General features: G+C 60.3%; 13 protein-coding genes. 1 reads left to right on the top strand and 12 read right to left on the bottom strand.

Annotated elements, in window-relative coordinates:
* Positions 1-72: 72 nt before the first annotated feature.
* From EDC35_RS06560 to gltB, 10 genes are all read right to left on the bottom strand, one after another.
* Entirely contained in the window at positions 73-1,014 is a 942-nt protein-coding gene (locus EDC35_RS06560) for a M23 family metallopeptidase (RefSeq protein ID WP_207896138.1), read from the bottom strand.
* A 39-nt stretch (positions 1,015-1,053) separates the two neighbouring features.
* A complete protein-coding gene (locus tag EDC35_RS06555; protein ID WP_132976448.1) occupies positions 1,054-4,182 on the bottom strand; it encodes a type I restriction endonuclease subunit R in 3,129 nt (1,042 codons plus the stop codon).
* A gap of 1 nt (position 4,183) precedes the next feature.
* On the bottom strand, positions 4,184-4,438 hold the full coding sequence (locus EDC35_RS06550) for a type II toxin-antitoxin system Phd/YefM family antitoxin (protein WP_132976447.1): 255 nt from the start codon (positions 4,436-4,438) through the stop codon (positions 4,184-4,186).
* Complete coding sequence (locus EDC35_RS06545) at positions 4,416-4,595, bottom strand: hypothetical protein (protein ID WP_132976446.1); 180 nt, start codon at positions 4,593-4,595, stop codon at positions 4,416-4,418. The genes EDC35_RS06550 and EDC35_RS06545 overlap by 23 nt, the downstream gene beginning before the upstream one ends.
* Before the next feature lie 10 nt (positions 4,596-4,605).
* Complete coding sequence (locus EDC35_RS06540) at positions 4,606-5,859, bottom strand: restriction endonuclease subunit S (RefSeq protein WP_132976445.1); 1,254 nt, start codon at positions 5,857-5,859, stop codon at positions 4,606-4,608.
* Complete coding sequence (gene tumE, locus EDC35_RS06535) at positions 5,856-6,251, bottom strand: toxin TumE (RefSeq protein WP_132976444.1); 396 nt, start codon at positions 6,249-6,251, stop codon at positions 5,856-5,858. The genes EDC35_RS06540 and tumE overlap by 4 nt, the downstream gene beginning before the upstream one ends.
* Positions 6,238-6,468 (bottom strand): antitoxin TumA, encoded by a 231-nt coding sequence (gene tumA / locus EDC35_RS06530; protein ID WP_132976443.1) that lies wholly within the window; start codon positions 6,466-6,468, stop codon positions 6,238-6,240. The genes tumE and tumA overlap by 14 nt, the downstream gene beginning before the upstream one ends.
* A gap of 17 nt (positions 6,469-6,485) precedes the next feature.
* Entirely contained in the window at positions 6,486-8,228 is a 1,743-nt protein-coding gene (locus EDC35_RS06525) for a type I restriction-modification system subunit M (protein ID WP_132976442.1), read from the bottom strand.
* A gap of 253 nt (positions 8,229-8,481) precedes the next feature.
* Positions 8,482-9,945, bottom strand: coding sequence for a glutamate synthase subunit beta (locus EDC35_RS06520; protein ID WP_132976441.1), 1,464 nt, complete (start codon positions 9,943-9,945; stop codon positions 8,482-8,484).
* Entirely contained in the window at positions 9,938-14,593 is a 4,656-nt protein-coding gene (gene gltB, locus EDC35_RS06515) for a glutamate synthase large subunit (RefSeq protein WP_132976440.1), read from the bottom strand. Before gltB ends, EDC35_RS06520 begins: the two co-directional genes overlap by 8 nt.
* Before the next feature lie 410 nt (positions 14,594-15,003).
* On the opposite strand from gltB, the gene gdhA reads away from it, so the two are divergent.
* Positions 15,004-16,353 carry an NADP-specific glutamate dehydrogenase gene (gdhA, locus tag EDC35_RS06510; RefSeq protein ID WP_132976439.1) on the top strand — a complete coding sequence of 450 codons (1,350 nt, stop codon included), beginning with the start codon at positions 15,004-15,006 and terminating at the stop codon, positions 16,351-16,353.
* Positions 16,354-16,436: 83 nt separating this feature from the next.
* Here gdhA and EDC35_RS18995 read toward each other — a convergent pair whose 3' ends face one another.
* Entirely contained in the window at positions 16,437-16,571 is a 135-nt protein-coding gene (locus EDC35_RS18995) for a hypothetical protein (protein WP_279387982.1), read from the bottom strand.
* A gap of 13 nt (positions 16,572-16,584) precedes the next feature.
* Positions 16,585-19,179 (bottom strand): PEP/pyruvate-binding domain-containing protein, encoded by a 2,595-nt coding sequence (locus tag EDC35_RS06505; protein WP_132976438.1) that lies wholly within the window; start codon positions 19,177-19,179, stop codon positions 16,585-16,587.
* Between the last annotated feature and the right edge of the window lie 74 nt (positions 19,180-19,253).

Below are 19,253 nucleotides of genomic sequence, written 5' to 3'. Positions count from 1 at the left end.
AGATTTTTGGTTTGGATAGCTCTTGGCAGCATCAACCATGTGAGCTGGCGCGGTTTAAGGTGACGCTTAACTTTATCTTCCCGTAACCCCATCAAGCATTTTTCCTGGCACAGGATCTTCGGCCTGACCGATTTTATTGATAAAACGAAAAGGCACTGAAGCAAGCGCCATTCCTTGGTTGATTTGAACAGCAAAATGCAGATGTGGTTCAGAAGAAAAACCCGTATTCCCAGAGTAACCGAGGAACTGCCCGGCCTGCACCGTCACCCCAGGGACAACCTGAGCCCCCTCAAATTGCAAATGCACATAAACAGCCATTGAGCCATCGTCATGCAGGATTCTGATTGAATTTGCCTCTGGCAAATGTTTTTTATCGAGCCCATTTTTATAAAAGTCATTATCGACCGACATGACAACACCTTTTCTTGCAGCATAAAGAGGCGTTCCTTCAGGCATAAGAATATCGACTGCATAGTAATTCCGCTGGTCTGTATGGCTAAATTTGCCGCCGAAGCTTTGTGAGATTCTGAATGACGACCCTGGCGCGATCGGTGGTAAATAACTGATGACAGAAGAGTAGTTTTTTAACGGACGACCAACCACATATTGATACTTCAACCTGAACAGCCAAGGCCTGGTTTGATTGATCCTGCGAATTTGAACAAGAATGCCGGAATTTCCGCTATTAACAACAAAACGACGGGGCAGTTTTGGGATCGCTGATGCGTTTTCGACTTCTGAGAGATTGAATTCAATTTCAACGGGTCCGGCATAATCATTGTGCACAGAATAATCCGCTTGATTATCATTGCCTGAGCGCAATAATTTAATCCGTTCTCTTGGCGCAACATCCAGTCGCGTTATAATGACTTCTTTTTCAGTTTTTGGCTCCCTGTCAGTAAAAAACCATTGACCATTTTCGTCTTGAAATTTGTAAAGTTTTTTGCCGGAAACAGACAATGGAAAAAACAAAAGAAAAATCATTAAAGCGCGGCTTATCATAGTCTTATTCACATCGAGACGCGATTTAGAGCATTGAGGGCATAGAGCAGATCAGCGTGACAGCATCGCCTCCTGCCGCTCCCGCAGCGCCTCATAAAGCTGCGCCGGACCCAGCAGAATATCGCGCAGCCCATTACGCACCTGCTCGGAATCCAAGGCTTGCCTGCTCATGGTGCTGTGTGCCGTGAGGGCGTCCATGATGGCATTCAGCAGTTCGTGCGACAGATCGGGCGAGTTGGCAAACTGTTCCTTGGTATTGCTGGCCGCCTGTTGCACCAGGATCCTGGATTCCAGCAGCTTGCCCTTGATGACGTGGTTGACGTAGATCAGCCGGTCATCGTCGGTCAGTTCACCCTCGAAGAGGTCATTGACCTTGGCGATGATCTCGCCGAGCCGGGCTTTTTCCTTCTCCTGGACCGAACCGCGCCCGACTTCACCCGGTGAGGTGAGCTTGGCGGGATCGCCATCGCTCAAGGCGAGATCCCGCTTTCCCTGATGCTTCAAATTGTGGTGGGTAAGCGTGACCCTGGACAGGTCGATCCCGTCCCGCTCTCGCCCGAATTCCAGCAACGGCAGGAGCCGCCGGTAGAAGATGAAGCGTTTTTCGATGGCGGTGTTGCCGTAATCGAAGATCTGCGAAAGAAAGGCATACACCCGCTGAAAGCTGCCCATGTCCTTCTTGAACAGCATGAGTGCATTCAGCGCGTTCCGCGCCTCCTCGGCTGCCTGATGGTCGTTCTTGGCTTTGGCTGCCATGAGCGCGTTCCGGGCTGACTTGTACCGCTGCAACAGCCGCGACACCACCGGCTCCAGGGCGCCAATCAGGTCACTTTGCCTGGCCTTGGGGTCGAACTCGACCGCCACCACGCGGTTGACCTCAAATTCGTCATAGCAACCGGCGGCATCCAGCTTCATGCGCAGATCGAAAACGAGGTTGGGATCGGTCACACCTGCCAGTTCAGCGGTCTCGTAATACGCCTTGAACGCATCGAGGATGTCTTGCGGATCGTTGACGAAATCCACCACATAGGTGGTGTCCTTGCCCGGATAGGCGCGGTTGAGGCGGGAGAGCGTTTGCACGGCGGCGATGCCGGCGAGCCGCTTATCGACGTACATCCCGCACAACAGGGGCTGATCGAAGCCGGTTTGAAATTTGTTGGCGACCAGCAGGATTTGATAGTCGTCGGTGGCGAAGGCTTCGCGGATACCCTGACCGTTCAGGTGCGGATTCAGGGTCTGGCTGGTTTCGCTGAAGGCGTCCGGGCCGGATTCGGGGTCCGTCACCTCCCCGGAAAAAGCCACCAGCGTGCCGATCTGGTAGCCCTGCTCTTTGATGTAGCGGTCAATCGCCAGTCGCCAGCGCACGGCCTCCAGCCGACTGCCGACCACCACCATCGCCTTGCCGTGACCGTTCAGCAATGGGGCCACATTCTCGCGGAAATGCTCGACCACCACCTGCACTTTCTGGCTGATGTTGTAGGGATGGAGCCGAACCCAGCGCAGGATGCCCTTGAGCGCCTCGTCGCGCACCACTTCCTGTTCATCCCATTCGCGCCCCATGGTCGCCAGACGGAAGGCCAGCTTGTACGGGGTGTAATTCTGGAGCACATCCAGAATGAAGCCTTCCTCAATGGCCTGACGCATCGAGTAGACATGAAAGGGAGCAGGCAGATTGTCGGCGCTGGCGGGCAACGCCGGGTTGGGTCTGCGTCCGAACAGTTGCAGGGTCTTGGCCTTGGGGGTGGCGGTGAAGGCGACATAGGTGATGCCCTTCTGGTCCGCCCTGATGGACATCTGGGCAAGCATCAGGTCTTCGTTGCTGACCTCGCCGCCATCCGCTAACTCCTGTAGCTCTTCCGCCGAGAGCACGCTTCTCAGCTTGGTAGCCGCGTCTCCGGTTTGCGAGGAATGGGCCTCATCGGCAATGACGGCGAATCGCTTGCCCTGGGTTGCTGCCAGTTCCTGCACGGCCTTGAGGGCAAAGGGGAAGGTCTGAATGGTGCAGACCACGATCTTCTTGCCGCCCGACAGGGCCGCCGCCAGCTCGCCGCTCTTGCTGCCCCCTTCGCCCTTGATGGTGGCGACCACGCCGGCAGTGCGCTCGAAATCAAAGATGGCTTCCTGTAACTGGCTGTCCAGCACGGTGCGATCCGAGACCACCAGCACGGTATCGAACAGCTTGTGATGGTGTTCGTCATGCAGATCGGCCAGGAAGTGCGCGGTCCAGGCAATCGAATTGGTCTTGCCGGAACCGGCTGAATGCTGGATCAGATATTTGCCGCCCGGCCCTTCGGCCAGCACGGACGCCAGCAGCCTGCGCGTGGCGTCCAACTGGTGAAAGCGGGGGAAGATGAGCGCCCTGATCCGCTTTCTGGTGTCCCGCTGCGCCACCAGATAACGGCCCAGAATCTCCAGCCAACTGTCCCGCGCCCAGATGTCCTGCCACAGATAGGCGGTGCGGTGCCCGCCCTGTTCATTGGGTGGATTGCCCGCCGCGCCCTGATCGCCCCGGTTGAAGGGAAGAAAGCGCGTGCCCGGCCCCTGGAGCCGGGTGGTCATCCGCACCTCCAGATTGCTGATCGCGAAATGCACCAGCGCCCCCTGGGGGAATGACAGCAGCGGTTCGGGGCTGCCCTGCCCTTTCGGGCGTGGATCGCGGTCGAAGCGGTATTGATCCACCGCATCCTCGACCGATTGGGTGAAGTCGGTCTTGAGTTCGCCGGTCGCAACCGGGATGCCGTTGAGGAACAGGCCGAGATCAAGGGCGTTTTCGTTGTGGAGCGAATAGCGCAACTGGCGCACCACGCGCAGCCGGTTGGCGGCGTAGCGGGCGAGCAGGTCCGGATTCATCGCCAGGGCGGGTCTGAACTGCGCCAGGGCAAGGGAGTGGCGCAGGCCGAGCAGTTCGATCCCGTGGCGCAGCACATCCAGCGTGCCGCGTTGATTGAGAGAGTCCCGCAGCCGGTCCAGCAACACCGCTGCCGCCTGAGGGCCGTGGTTCTTGCTCAGGGTCTCCCATGCCTGGGGCTGGGTCGCCTGCACCCACGCCAGCACGTCGGCGGGAAACAGCGCCCGCGCCCGGTCATAGCCCGCCGCATCGCCGTCGGCATAGAGCCAGCCGTGGGCGGCGAGGTGGTCGCAGATTTCGGTCTCGAATTGGATTTCCTGGTGTAACGTCATGTTAGAGCGCATCCAGACGGGCTAAATGCGCTTCGGGCGATTCCTTGACGAAACGCCCCGCCGCGAGATCGGCACGAGTGGCCGCCAGCGCCGCCTCCAGTTCGCATTCGCGCAAATACTGGTAGTGCGCCAACTCCATCACGACAAATCGATCCTGACCGCCGACTGTAATGACCGCTTCCTCCTGTTGTCTCAGGATGGATTCGATGGCGGAGACACCTTGCGTTTTAAGATCATTCGCTGTGATGTTCGACATGACTCGCTCCGGGGGCTAAGGACGGAGGCGGATTGGGATCATCCGGTTGTTGGTCGAGAGCAAGAAAAATCACTTCCAGGCGACGGCAGTGACGCAATTCGGGCGGAACCGGAATGAACTCCGGTAAGTCATCAAAAATCTGGCTGATGGCAAACATGCGGTGGCTCCTAATGCGTGGAATCCGAAATGAATCCGCGCACGTCGATCTTGCCGGTGACGGCGGCGGAAATCAGAGCGGTACGGCGCTCTTGCAGGAGGATGATCGCGGTTTGGGCTTCGGCGGTGAGAGCGTCGAGCTTGGCGGTTTCACGATCAAGGAAAGCGGCGATATTCAACTGTTCTTCTAACGGAGGTACACCTAACAAAATTTCTTTAGTTTTTTCTTGATTCATAATTCCTATCGTCGAGGCATTTGATAAAAATCGCATAACCTCAGATTTTACAGAAAGCGAGTATGCCAAGAAGTAACCATCAATTAATTTTTGGGGAATTACAGCATTAATTTGTTGATTAGAAGAAGCTGGCTCTTCAATATATCCTACTTTTCCGAGCGTTGCGCCAATGCTTACAATTAATACGCTATGTGCTGGAAAAAGCCTTGCTTCACCAGAAGCTACAGCTTCTTTCGTGATTTTTCTTGCGGATTTTTTTAGAAGCATCGCACCACCGAAATCACCAGGTGTATACCAAACAACTCCATCTTCAATTTCTGTACTTGGCGGCTCATAAGATGGGGTCCCTCCGGTTTCGACGCTTGCTGCAATACGCCTTATTTTCAAGACTTCCCAATGCTCTGGCACTTCTCCCAACCACTCGATGCCTGAATCCTTCATCGGCGCATCAGGATTCAGCCCCTTGGTGACTGCGTGGGAGATAACCGCCTGACGCTTTTCCTTCAGCAGATTGATGAGCCGTTGCTGTTCGGCAATCAGCGCGTCAATCTTGGCGGTTTCATAGTCGAGGAAGGTGGCAATGACTTCCTGCTCCGAAACAGTGGGCAAAGGAAAAGCGAAATCGGAGATCTGAGATGCCGTCAAGAGAGGTTGTGCTGTCTTCGACACACAAATCGAGAAATCTTGATTTCCTATCCAGTAATAACAATAACGACTATTGATATGCTCGTCATTGTCAATGATTAGCACGTTATCTGAAACGCCATATTTTCCCATCGCATAATTCACTGCGCCAGCCGATCCGACCCTGCCAATTAAAACTCTGGGGCAAGATTTTGTCGCATCTCTGGTACTTCCAATAATCCCGTTTGCCCCGTAAAGGGGAAAAATACCATCTTCGTGTTTTTGATCGCTACCGCTAAAAATAGATGCGTGCCATTTTAGCTTTGCAGCAATCCAATGCTCCGGCACCTCTCCCAGCCATTCCACCCCACTATCCTTGTAACGTTCATAGCGCGGAAAGCTCATCGGGCGCCCTCTTGTTGCTCCGCCGCCTCTGCTAGTACAGCGGCGATGGTCGGTCGATCTGCCGGCAGGGTATCGTCAGGGAGATGCTTGTGGAAAGGAAAACCGGGTAGATCCGGAAAATGCGGTGTGCTGTCGTAGCGAAACACGAGACGGTTGTCGCCATCCTGGCAATGATACCGATAGTCCAAGTGCCGCAAGCCGTCCTGTTCGACAACCAGTGCTTCGTTGACTTCCAACAAGCATCCGTGGTCAAAACGCAAGCGGATCCGAAGATTCGCACGGGCGGGGGTCAGGAGTTCTTCAACATAGACATCGATCACCACCCCCCGCATCTGCTCAAGCGTGGTTTCGACCTCCTGAAGGTAGCGGGCGAGTGGATCAAGCGGCGGCATCCAGTATTTTTCCTAATTCCGCACGCAATGCCAGGTAGTGACGATAATCGTTGGCCCATTCGACGGCCTGGGCATCGTCTCGCCAGATGCCTCGACTAAAGCGGTTGAAGAAATCCTCTGAGGACAGCCCCGCTTCCGTTTCGTAGCGGCTCAACCGCTTGGCGATGGCTATCAGCGCATCCAGTGGCGAGTCATACTGAATCGATTGTTTTTGCATGACGGTTTCCTCAAGATTCAGGCCGATAGCCCCTCGATCATGGTCAAAATCCGATCAGTACAGCGTTTCAGATCGGCGTCAATCTCCGCCAGCGGGCGCGGTGGCTCGAAGACGTAGAAATGCCGGTTGAAGGGGATCTCATAGCCGACCCTGGTTTTCTCATGGTCGATCCAGGCATCCGGCGCATGGGGCAGCACCTCGCGCCTGAAATAGGCTTCCACGTCTTCGGCGAGCGGGACATTCTCGGTATCGCGCAGGCGGGTATCGGGTTGCGGCTTGCCCTTCTGCCTGCCCTTGGTGCCAAGCACGATGTTCCCGGTCTCGTCCCGCAGCGGGCGCTCAACCGTGATGGTGCGATAACCGAAGTCGCTGTTCCTGAAGATCCGGGACAGCGGCTTTTTGCCCTCGCGGGTCTCGACACACTGACCAAACAGCCGGGTGATCTCGGCAATGTGTTCGTCCGACAATTCCCGGCGCTTGGAACCCAGACTCTTGCGCATCTTCTGCCAGAAGCCGCTGGCATCGATCAACTGCACCCGCCCCCGGCGATGCGCGGGCTTGCGGTTGGAGAGGATCCAGACATAGGTGGAGATGCCGGTGTTGTAGAACATGTCCGTTGGCAGGCCGATGATGGCCTCCAGCAGATCGTTCTCCAGCACATAGCGGCGGATCTCGCTCTCGCCGGAACCGGCCCCGCCGGTGAAGAGCGGCGAGCCGTTGAGGACGATGCCGAAGCGGCTGCCCCCGTCAGCAGCGGGTCGCATCTTGGAGATCAGATGCAGCAGAAACAGCAGCGAGCCGTCCGAGACGCGCGGCAGGCCGGGGCCGAAGCGTCCGTTGAAGCCCTTGGTCTCGTGTTCCCTGCGAATCTCTTTTTCGACCTTCTTCCACTCCACCCCGAACGGCGGATTGGACAGCATGTAGTCGAATTTGCGGTGCGGGTGGCCGTCTTCGGTGAAGGTGTTGCCGAAGACGATATTGGCGACATCCTGCCCCTTGATGAGCATGTCGGCCTTGCAGATGGCGTAAGACTCGGGGTTGAGTTCCTGCACGAACATGGTCAGGCGGGCGTCCGGGTTGTGTTCTGACAGCGACTCCCCCGCCACCGACAGCATACCGCCGGTGCCCGCTGTGGGATCGTAGAGGGTCCGCACCACGCCGGGTCTGGCTAAAACCTCGTCATCTTCGATGAACAGCAGGTTGACCATCAGACGGATGACTTCGCGCGGGGTGAAGTGCTCGCCAGCCGTTTCGTTGGAGAGTTCAGCAAACTTGCGGATCAGTTCCTCGAACACCAGTCCCATCTGGCTGTTGCTGACCCGATCCGGGTGCAGGTCCAGATTCACGAAGCGTTCGACGACCTGATACAGCAGTCCCGCTTTGGCGAGACGGTCGATCTGGGCGTAGGCGTCGAACCGCTCGAAGATGTCGCGGACTTCCGGGGAAAAGGCTTCGATGTAGTCGAACAGGTTGTCGCGCAGATGATCCTGATCGCCCATCAGCTTCTTCAGGGTCAGGGGCGAGGTGTTGTAGAAGCTCTGTCCCGCCTTGCGGAGCAGGAAGGGCGCGGGATTCACCCCGGCCTTGCGTTTGTCGGCGCATTCGGTCAGCACGGCGTCTTTGGTCGATTCCAGTACAGAATCCAGACGACGCAGCACGGTGAACGGCAGGATGACCTTGCCGTAGTCGGATTGTTTGTAATCCCCTCGCAGCAGGTCGGCGACCGACCAGATGAAGGCGGACAGCGCGGGCTGGTTCATGCGTTCTGGAGCCCTGTTGGTGTGTGCATTGGCCGATCATCAGACGGGGGGATTCCCCGTCTGGTCGATCAATCATACCAACAGCCTCAGCGACCGATGGTCATCCGTTTTGCGGTTCCGCCTTGCGATGCGCGGTTTAAGATTTTTAACGATCTTAAACCACGCCAGCTCTGACAATCGCCGAGACGGCCAGGGTCGGTCCAACCCGAGAACATCGCACACCGCGCTGGGCGCGGTTTAACCAGTCGGGAACCTACCTCGGCAGATCAGAGCGTCCCATCAGCCATTCATCGACAGCGCGGGCGCATTGCCGGCCTTCGCGGATGGCCCAGACGACGAGCGACTGACCGCGCCGCATGTCGCCAGCGGCAAAGATGCCATCGACCGTGGTGTGATAGGCCTGTGAACCCTCGGTGACGCCCTTGACGTTGCCGCGCCCATCCAGTTCCAGTCCACTCTGTTGCAGCTCGGCGAGCATGCCCTGGTGGACGGGATGGAGAAAGCCCATCGCCAGCAGCACCAGATCGGCCTTGAGCACACCTTCGCTGCCCGGCACCTGATGCATCTGCATACGCCCGTCGGCGTCTTTCTCCCAACGCACCAGGCCATAATTGACCCCGGTCACGCGGCCTTCGGCATCGCCGGTGAAGGCGTGGGTGGTGACGTTCCACATGCGCTCGCAGCCTTCTTCCTGCGAGCTGGAGGTGCGCATCCGGTTGGGCCAGTTGGGCCAGGTGACGCCTTTGTTTTCCTTCTCGGGCGGACGGTCCAGGATCTCGATCTGGGTGACTGATTTGGCACCATGGCGGTTAGAGGTGCCGATACAGTCCGATCCGGTATCGCCGCCGCCGATGACGACCACATGCTTGCCCTGGGCGCTGATGAAGTCCTCGTCCGGGACATGGACGCCCTGCACCCGCTTGCTGTTGCGGGTGAGAAAGTCCATGGCGAAGTGGACGCCGCTCAGGTCGCGTCCCGGCACCGGCAGATCGCGCGGCTGTTCGGCGCCGCCGGCAAGGATGACGGCGTCATACTCGGCGCGCAGGGTGCTGACCGGGATATCGGCGCCGATATGGGCGTTGGTGTGGAACTCCACGCCCTCGGTACGCATCTGGGCCATGCGGCGGTCGATGAGCGTCTTGCTCAGTTTGAAATCGGGGATGCCATAGCGCAGCAGACCGCCGATGCGGTCGGCCTTCTCGAACAGCGCGACCTGATGTCCGGCGCGCGCCAGTTGCTGGGCGGCGGCAAGTCCGGCTGGCCCCGAGCCGACGACGGCCACCCGCTTGCCGGTGCGCCGCTCAGGCACCTGGGGCTTGATCCAGCCCTGTTCCCACGCCTTGTCGATGATGGCGCACTCAATGGTCTTGATCGTGACCGGCTTGTCGTCGATGTTCAGGGTGCAGGATGTCTCGCAGGGTGCGGGACAGATGCGTCCGGTGAACTCGGGGAAGTTATTGGTTGAGTGCAGCACATCCAGCGCGGCCCGCCAGTCGCCCCGATACACCAGATCGTTCCAATCCGGGATGATGTTGTTGACCGGACAGCCCTGATGACAGAACGGGATGCCGCAGTCCATGCAGCGGGCACCCTGCTCGCTCGCCTCCGCGTCTTTCAGCGGGATGACGAACTCGTTGTAATGCACGACCCGGTCGGCGGCCGGCTGATAGCGCCGGTCGCGACGGCCGTATTCCATGAATCCGGTTGGCTTACCCATGATCCACAATCCCCTTCGACGGCTTGATGGTCCGTGGCGGACGACGCTCGCTGGCCTGCATGTCTTCGAGCGCCTGCCGGTAATCGACCGGCATCACCTTGACGAACTTGGGCAGATAGCCCGCCCAGTCGTCGAGGATGCGCCGCGCCACGGCAGAGTTGGTGTAGTGCAGATGCTGTTCGATCAACTGTCTGAGACGCTGCGCATCGTAACGGCTCATGTCGCGGCTCAGATCGACGCGCCCGTGGGTCTCCAGATCCCCGCCCTGATGGTCGAGCGCCTCCAGGGCGTCGTCCTCCTGAGCGATGGGTTCGAGTTCGACCATCGCGAGATTGCAGCGGTCGGCGAAACCGCCGTCCTCGTCGAGCACATAGGCGATACCGCCCGACATGCCGGCGGCGAAGTTGCGCCCGGTCTCGCCGAGCACCACGGCGATGCCGCCGGTCATGTACTCGCAGCCATGATCGCCAACGCCTTCGACGACGGCGGTTGCGCCCGAGTTGCGCACGCAGAAACGCTCGCCAGCGACGCCCCGGAAGAAGCACTCACCGCTGATCGCACCATAGAGCACGGTGTTGCCGACGATGATGTTCTCTTCGGCCCTGTCGATGGCTGAGTTGGCTGGCGGATAGATGATGAGACGTCCACCCGAGAGTCCCTTGCCGACATAGTCGTTGCCCTGACCTTCCAGCTCGATGGTCACGCCGCGCGCGAGCCAGGCGCCGAGCGACTGGCCGCTGGTGCCACGGGCCTTGATGTGGATGCTGTCATCGGGCAATCCGGCATGACCGTAGCGTTCCGCGACCCGACCCGAGAGCAGTGCGCCAAAGGTCCGGTTGTTGTTGCGAATGTCGATGTCGATCTGCACCGGCCTGCCGTCCTGGAGCGCGGGCTGGGCCTGACGGATGAGTTCGTGATCCAGTGCGTGCTCGATCCCATGTTCCTGGGCCTCGCAGTGATAGACCGCGACCTCGGGGCCAACTGCCGGCTTGTGCAGCAGACGCGAGAAATCCAGACCCTGCGCCTTCCAGTGCGCGATGGCGCGGCGCATCTCCAGTCGGTCGGACTGGCCGATCATCTCGTTCAGGGTGCGGAAACCGAGTTTCGCCATCAACTGCCGGACTTCTTCGGCGACGAAGAAGAAATAATTGATGACATGTTCCGGCTTGCCGGTGAATCGCTTGCGCAGCTCGGGATCCTGAGTCGCCACGCCCACCGGACAGGTGTTGAGATGACACTTGCGCATCATGATGCAGCCTTCGACGATCAGCGGCGCGGTCGCGAAGCCGAATTCATCCGCACCCAGCAGGGCGCCGATGACGACATCGCGCCCGGTGCGCAGACCGCCGTCCACCTGCACCGCGATCCGTCCCCGAAGCTGGTTGAGCACCAGGGTCTGATGGGTCTCAGCCAGACCGATTTCCCACGGCGAGCCGGCGTGCTTGATCGAGGTCAGCGGACTGGCGCCGGTGCCGCCCTCGTAACCCGAGATGGTCACATGGTCGGCATGGGCCTTGGAGACGCCGGCGGCAACCGTACCGACGCCGATCTCGGACACCAGCTTGACCGAGATCCGCGCCTGCGGATTGACGTTTTTCAGGTCATGGATGAGCTGCGCCAGATCTTCGATGGAATAGATGTCGTGATGCGGCGGCGGCGAGATCAGACCCACGCCGGGCGTGGAATGACGCACCCGCGCGATCTGGGGGCTGACCTTGTGACCGGGCAACTGACCGCCCTCGCCCGGCTTGGCGCCCTGCGCGATCTTGATCTGGAGATCGTCGGCGTTGACCAGATACTCGGTCGTCACGCCGAAGCGCCCGGAGGCGATCTGCTTGATGGCCGAGCGTTCGGGGTTCGACGAACCATCCGCCAGCGGCTGGTAACGCTCGGGCTCTTCGCCGCCCTCACCGGTGTTGGACTTGCCGCCGATGGCGTTCATCGCCTTCGCCAGGGTCGAATGCGCCTCGTAGCTGATCGAGCCGAACGACATGGCGCCGGTCGCGAAGCGTTTGACGATGTCTTTGGCCGACTCAACCTCATCCAGGGGGATCGGCTCGGGCGCAAACTTGAAGTCCATCAGACCGCGCAGGGTCAGCAGCCGCTCGGACTGCTCATCGATCAGACGCGAGTAGTCACCGAAGGTCTTGAAATCGCCAGCGCGGGTGGCGTGCTGGAGCTTGGAGATGGTCTCCGGCGTCCAGACATGATCCTCACCGCGCAGCCGGTAGGCATAGTCGCCGCCGACATCCAGATGCTTGCGATAGATCTGCTCGCGGCCATAGGCCTGGGCGTGCCAGCGCACCGCTTCCTCGGCGACCTCGCGCAGCCCGATGCCTTCCACCCTGGATTGGGTGCCGGTGAAGTACTGCTGGATGAAGGGGCTGTTGAGACCGATGGCATCGAAGATCTGCGCGCCGCAATAGGACTCCAGCATGGAGATGCCCATCTTCGACATGACCTTGAGCAGACCCTTGCCGATCGCCTTGATATACCGCTTCTGCGCCTCTTCGAAGGTGAGCGGCTGCGGCAGGCTCGGCAGCAGCGACTGGATGGTGTCGAAGGCGAGATAGGGATTGATCGCCTCGGCGCCATAGCCTTCGAGGGTGGCGAAATGATGGACCTCCAGCGCCGCGCCGGTCTCGACCACGATCCCCGAGCTGGTGCGCAGCCCGCGCCGGATCAGATGATGGTGCACCGCCGAGGTCGCCAGCAGCGCCGGAATCGGGATGTGATCCAGATTGGTGTTGCGGTCGGACAGAATCAGGATGCTGTAGCCGGCCAGCACCGCCTGTTCGGCCTGATCGCAGAGCCGGTCCAGGGCGGACGCCATGCCTTCGGCACCCTCGGTCGCCGGGTAGACCATGTGCAGGGTCTGGGTGCGGAAGGCACCGCCAGCACTGTATTCGATGTGCCGGATGCGCTCCAGATCCTGATTGGTCAGGATCGGCTGCGGCGCCTCCAGTCGCCAGTGGCTGCCGGCCTCGTTGATCCCGAGCAGGTTGGGTCGCGGGCCGATCATGCACACCAGCGACATCACCAGTTCTTCGCGGATCGGATCGATCGGCGGGTTGGTGACCTGCGCGAAGTTCTGCTTGAAATAGGTCGAGAGATGTTTGGACCGGCTGGAGAGCACCGACACCGGGTTGTCCGCACCCATCGAGCCGGTCGCCTCCTGGCCGGTGAGGACCATCGGCATCAGCAGGAACTTGATGTCTTCCTGTGTATAACCGAACGCCTGCTGGGCATCCAGCAGCGTGGCATCATCCGGCGACATGGGACCGACGCTGGTCGGCAGTTCGTCGAGCCGGATCTGGGTCTTTTTGAGCCATTCGCCATAGGGCTTGGCCTCGGCGAGCTGGGTCTTGATCTCGGTATCGTCGATGATGCGACCCTGCTCCAGATCGATCAGCAGCATCCTGCCCGGCTGGAGACGCCATTTCTTGACGATGCGGTCCTCGGGGATATCAAGCACGCCCATCTCGGAGGCCAGGACGACCACGTCATCCTTGGTGACCAGATAGCGTGCCGGACGCAGACCGTTGCGGTCGAGCGTGGCGCCGATCTGGCGTCCGTCGGTGAAGGCGATCGCCGCCGGCCCGTCCCAGGGCTCCATGAGCGCGGTGTGATATTCGTAGAAGGCCCGGCGCTTCTCGTCCATCAGCTTGTTGCCGGTCCAGGCCTCCGGGATCAGCACCATCATGGCATGGGCCAGCGAATAGCCGCCCATGACCAGCAGTTCGAGCGCATTGTCGAAGCAGGCCGAATCCGACTGGCCTTCCGGGATCAGGGGCCAGATGCTGTCCAGTTCATCGCCGAGGATGTCCGAACGCATGGTATGACGGCGCGCTGCCATCCAGTTGACATTGCCGCGCAGGGTGTTGATCTCGCCGTTGTGGCAGATCATGCGGAACGGATGGGCCAGATCCCAGGTCGGGAAGGTGTTGGTTGAGAACCGCTGATGGACCAGGGCCAGCGCCGAGGTGAAACGCTCGTCACTGAGATCGCGGTAATAGCGTCCGACCTGATCGGCGAGCAGCATGCCTTTGTAGTTGATGGTGCGCGATGACATGGAGACCATGTAATAGGCGCTGCTGTTGGCGCTCGACTCGCGGATCTGGTTGTCCATGCGCTTGCGGATCAGGAACAGCTTGCGCTCGAAGGCGTCCTGATCGGGACAGTTGGCGCCGCGCGCAATGAACACCTGACGCACCATCGGCTCGGAAGGCAGCACGCTCAGACCGAGATCGCTGTTATCGACCGGTACGTCGCGCCAGTGGAGGACGGTCTGGCCGCCTTCCTCAAGCATGCGCGTGACGGTCTCTTCGATGGTCCGGCGCGCGGACTCGTCCTTGGGCAGAAAGACCATGCCGACGCCATAGTCGCCAGCGGGAGGCAACTCGACATCCAGCACGGCGCGGAAAAAGGCGTCGGGGATCTGTACCAGAATACCCGCACCGTCGCCGGCCTTGGGATCGGCGCCAACGGCGCCGCGATGGTTCAGACGCTCAAGGATCTCAAGCCCCTGCCGAACGATGGCATGGCTCTTCTGATTCTTGATATGACAGACAAAACCGACGCCGCAGGCGTCGCGCTCGTTGGCCGGGTCATAGAGACCCTGTGCGGGTGGCAAGGCACGCAGGCTCATCGCTGACCTCGTTGATACCTGGGATAAAGGGTTCCGATTGTGGCATGGCTGGCGGCCGGACGATGCAGATTTCCCGCCTCCGCTGGAGCGCAACACAATCGCCTGATCCGATGATCCGGATGTTTTTCGGTTGAAGACAGCAGGCGTGCCACAGGAAAAATCATCGATTCATCGCGGAACCGCGAATCATACCCGCTAAACCGCGTCCAGAGCGAGAGGCGGAGTTTCGAGTCCGGCTTTCGATCTGGTCAGTGCCGGTCGGTTTCGGGCATGATGAGCCTCGCGCTGCCGACCCCGTTCCGGCGCGCGCTGCTTCCCGGACGACTGGTTCCGGGGCTGACTGTAAATAATCAATGCGCGCCAGTTCTTGCGGATGACGGATCCGCGCAGGCCGCGCGAGGTAGTGAGTGATGGTCGCAAGTCTCAACGAGAAGCTGGAATCCGCCTACCAGGAAGTCTTACGCCGCAATCCGGGCGAAATCGAGTTCCATCAGGCGGTCCGCGAGGTACTCGAAACCCTGGGGCCGGTGCTGGCCAAGTATCCCGAATTTGCCGAGCACAAGATCATTCAGCGCATCTGCGAGCCGGAGCGTCAGATCATCTTCCGCGTACCCTGGCAGGACGATCAGGGCCAGGTGCAGATCAACCGTGGCTTCCGCGTCGAATTCAACAGCGCTCTCGGCCCCTACAAGGGCGGACTGCGTTTTCATCCCTCGGTCTATCTCGGCATCATCAAGTTCCTGGGCTTCGAGCAGGTCTTCAAGAACGCGCTCACCGGCATGCCGATCGGCGGCGGCAAGGGCGGCAGCGACTTCGACCCCAAGGGCAAGTCAAACAGCGAGATCATGCGCTTCTGCCAGAGTTTCATGACCGAACTCTATCGCCATCTTGGCGAATATACCGACGTGCCAGCCGGCGACATCGGTGTGGGCGGGCGCGAGATCGGCTATCTGTTCGGCCAATACAAGCGCATCACCAATCGCTATGAGTCGGGCATCCTGACCGGCAAGGGTCTGGATTGGGGCGGCAGCCGGGTACGCACCGAAGCCACCGGCTATGGCACCATCTTCTTCGTCAACGAGATGCTCAAGGCGCGCGGCGACGGACTGGAAGGCAAGACCTGCGTGGTCTCCGGCTCGGGCAATGTCGCCATCTATGCGATCGAGAAAGCGACCGAACTCGGCGCGAAGGTCATTGCCTGCTCCGATTCCAATGGCGTCATCATCGATCAGAACGGGCTCGACCTGGATCTGATCAAACAGATCAAAGAGATCGAACGCCGACGCATCAGCGTCTATGCCCAGGAGAAGAAGGGCGCGACCTATCTGGAAAGCGGCAACATCTGGACCATCCCCTGTCAGGTCGCCCTGCCCTGCGCGACCCAGAACGAACTGCACGGCAAGGATGCCGAAACGCTGGTGAAAAACGGCTGCATCGCGGTCGCCGAGGGTGCCAACATGCCGACCACGCCGGAAGGCATCCGCGTCTTCCAGGAGTCCGGCATCGCCTACGGCCCCGGCAAGGCCGCCAATGCCGGCGGGGTGGCCACCAGCGCGCTGGAAATGCAGCAGAACGCCAGCCGTGATTCCTGGTCGTTCGAGTACACCGAGCAGCGGCTTCAGGACATCATGATCAACATCCATCGCAACTGCCATGAGACCGCTGCGGAGTTCGGCGCGCCGGGGAACTATGTGGTGGGCGCCAACATCACCGGCTTCTTCAAGGTCGCCCGCTCGATGGTGGCAATGGGGTTGATTTAGGCGAATTGCTGAATAGACAGGATTAACAGGATTTTCCAGGATGGATAGAACTTTTCTGGTCACGAAGCTCCAGCTTCGTGACTTCAGCAATGAAGCTCTGCTTCACGAGGCAGTGGCTTCGAGCCTTCGCCGGGATCGATCAGATCGCTCCTCCTCGGATTCGCGAAGCGGAGCTTCGTCTTGCGGGTGACGAAGCGTCGCTTCGTCACCAGGTCCATCCTGTTAATCCTGTCAAAAGCTATAACACACCAGCCGCTGACTGAGGATGTCCGCCGCGACCCGCAGTCCGCACCCGCGCACGTCCCAGGCGCGGATCGCGGCGGCGACGGCAGGCGTTAGCGGCTCATCATCCGGATTGTCGGGGAGCGGCAGTCGGATAGGCGCGGGCTGGTCATCGAGCCACTCGGGGCGATACCGTCCGCCGCTCGCGTGCGGGAAGAGCGCCACATAGGCGATGCGCGATTCCACCAGATCCTGAAAGAAGTGCGAGCCGAACGAGAGATCCGGCACCATGCCGCCGCCGAGTTCGGCCACCTCGGCCAGGATCGCCACCTGACTGATGTCGGCAAAACGGATCGGCACCCCCAGTTCCGGGGTGCTGGTGCCCCAGCGTCCCGGCCCGATCAGCAGGGTCGGACAGTCGTCACGGCGATCGATCTGACAGTTGAACTGGCCCACCAGCCGAGCCACCGCGAATTTCTCCGACTGACTCAGGGCGCTGTAGCGTGGTCCATCGACCTGGATCACCCGTGCCAGCGGCTGATCGATGTTCCCGCCCATGAAATGCCCGTCGCTGGCGAACAACAGCCGATGCTCGGGCACCTCGCCCGGCATTTCCACCCGCTGACTGACGCCGAGCGTCTGCAAGGGCCGGCACTGCACCAGATTGAAGGTCGGCGTGCCTGCCTCGTCCAGATGCAGGGTGAATTCAACATCCACCGGATAATCGTAGGCCGTCTCCAGGGTCTGGAGCAGCCGGCGCAGCAGCGGCACGAACGCGGTCTCGCGCAGCAGCGGGGCGAAGGTCAGACGCCAGACCGGATCGCGCGCACGTTCACTGGTCTCGCGGTCGAGTTCAGCGCACCAGCGCAGCGGCAGATCGAGACCGGATCGGATCAGTTGACGCACGGAGACCGTGCGCAGGCGGTTCTCGCCGATGTCGAGCAGATCCAGCTCATGCTGTGAGAACTGCCGGGCATCGTCGGCATCGCGGAAAGGCCGCTTGTGCGGTCGGTCGAGCGCGACCACGCAGGCATGATCGCCTTCGATGCGATCCACCGCGCGCGTACCAAGCCCCATCACCAGCCGCACCATCCCCGCCGCCGGATCCATGCCCGCCTCCCAGACGAAGGCATTGCGCGAGACCCCGACGCCTGCCGCGTCCGGGAAGTAGCAAGACCCGTGATAACGCCCGCTGACCCGCTGGAGCAGCAGCGCCATCGGTTCTTCCAGATCCTCCAGCCCGCGCTGACGACGGTAGGCCAGCGCGTCGTCGCTCAGGGTGCTGGCGAAGACCTGACAGATCGCCGACTCCAGTTCAGCCAGACGCTGTTCGGGTGAACCCTGATTGACACAGAAAATGCTCTCGTATTTGCCGGCAAAGGCGTTGCCAAAGCCGTCTTCAAGCAGACTGCTGGAACGCACCAGCAGCGGATACTGGCCGAAATAGTCCAGCATCCGCGCCAGCTCCAGCTGGACCTCGTCGGGCAGACGGCCCTGGCGCATGTCGGCATGCAGCGAGCGGGCCTCGCTGAAATAACCCTCGGGGGTGCGCTGGCGCATGATGCGCGGCCACCAGCCATTGTGGACCAGGAAGGAATAATAGACATCCGAACCAAGATAAAAGGAATCGTGCGGTTCGAGATGACGCGCCCAGAGCGCGGGATCCTGACGGCAGAGGATCCGACGCGCCAGCAGCATCCCGACCGCCTTGCCGCCCAGATAACCGCTGCCGATCATGCGCGCACGGATCGCCAGCAGATCGCGCAGACTCAGATAACGACGCGCCAGTCCGATCATGCGCTCGTCGCGCCCGATCATGGCCTGATAGAGCCGTTCGAGCAGCGCGCCCTGATGATCGCTGTCGGCCTCTCCAGCGACCACATCGGCAGCATCCAGAAACAGCCGGTCCCAATAATCGAGTTGACGTTGCGCCGTCTCGCCCCGGCGACGCTCCAGATCGGCCTGGAGACGGGTCGCGTTACAGCTATCGATCACCGGCGCGAACCGCCCGTCATCCTGGATGTGCGGCAGAAACAGGGTCGGCGACTGACGCTGCCAGACCTTCACCGGCTGGACATAACGCGCCTCGTCGGCGCGGCGTACATCGATCAGCACCTGCGTGGTCTCGCGGATATGCGCCATCGTGGTATGGCTGTGACGGTGCGCAAGCAGCCCGAAATAGGCGACCGTGTCCAGCTCATAGAGATAGGGACAGACCACACGGAACAGATTGCCGACCATCAGATCGGTCGCCCAGGCCGAGAGCAGATCCGAGAGACAGTCGAAGACATAGAAGGCGCCGCGCCCGTGATCGGTGATTAACCGGTAGACATGGCGGGTGAACGCCTCGAAGCCCCGCAGCGCATCAATCTCGATGATCTGGATATGTGGCCCCGGCGCGACCAGCGGGGCATGATGCCCGAAACGCAGATAGATGATGGAACGCTCGCGGGCTGCTGCCGCTGCGACAAAGGGTGTGACGAAGCGGCGGTAATCCTCAATGTCCTCGACCCGCCAGACCACGTTGTCGCCGATGCGCAGACCATCGAGAACGGTATCCAGGCCGGAGAAGCCGGTGGAGACGGGCTCGGGTGTGTTGGGCATGGCGTTGCGCTCCGCTCAACCTCTTCGTGTCCTTTACGCCTTTGCGGTTCCGATTCCGAACCGAGGCGAAAGCC

Source organism: Thiobaca trueperi (assembly GCF_004342175.1).
Taxonomy (GTDB): Bacteria; Pseudomonadota; Gammaproteobacteria; order Chromatiales; family Chromatiaceae; genus Thiobaca; species Thiobaca trueperi.
The sequence above is the reverse complement of the archived record's forward strand: the minus strand, read 5'-3'. Positions and strand labels throughout refer to the sequence as shown.

Bases quoted from the DNA above. Each gene is read 5' to 3' on its own strand.
- EDC35_RS06555 (WP_132976448.1), bottom strand. From the start codon at position 4,182: ATGACGTTACACCAGGAAATCCAATTCGAGACCGAAATCTGCGACCAC.
- EDC35_RS06550 (WP_132976447.1), bottom strand. From the start codon at position 4,438: ATGTCGAACATCACAGCGAATGATCTTAAAACGCAAGGTGTCTCCGCC.
- EDC35_RS06545 (WP_132976446.1), bottom strand. From the start codon at position 4,595: ATGTTTGCCATCAGCCAGATTTTTGATGACTTACCGGAGTTCATTCCG.
- EDC35_RS06540 (WP_132976445.1), bottom strand. From the start codon at position 5,859: ATGAGCTTTCCGCGCTATGAACGTTACAAGGATAGTGGGGTGGAATGG.
- tumE (WP_132976444.1), bottom strand. From the start codon at position 6,251: ATGCCGCCGCTTGATCCACTCGCCCGCTACCTTCAGGAGGTCGAAACC.
- tumA (WP_132976443.1), bottom strand. From the start codon at position 6,468: ATGCAAAAACAATCGATTCAGTATGACTCGCCACTGGATGCGCTGATA.
- EDC35_RS06525 (WP_132976442.1), bottom strand. From the start codon at position 8,228: ATGAACCAGCCCGCGCTGTCCGCCTTCATCTGGTCGGTCGCCGACCTG.
- EDC35_RS06520 (WP_132976441.1), bottom strand. From the start codon at position 9,945: ATGGGTAAGCCAACCGGATTCATGGAATACGGCCGTCGCGACCGGCGC.
- gltB (WP_132976440.1), bottom strand. From the start codon at position 14,593: ATGAGCCTGCGTGCCTTGCCACCCGCACAGGGTCTCTATGACCCGGCC.
- gdhA (WP_132976439.1), top strand. From the start codon at position 15,004: ATGGTCGCAAGTCTCAACGAGAAGCTGGAATCCGCCTACCAGGAAGTC.
- EDC35_RS18995 (WP_279387982.1), bottom strand. From the start codon at position 16,571: ATGGACCTGGTGACGAAGCGACGCTTCGTCACCCGCAAGACGAAGCTC.
- EDC35_RS06505 (WP_132976438.1), bottom strand. From the start codon at position 19,179: ATGCCCAACACACCCGAGCCCGTCTCCACCGGCTTCTCCGGCCTGGAT.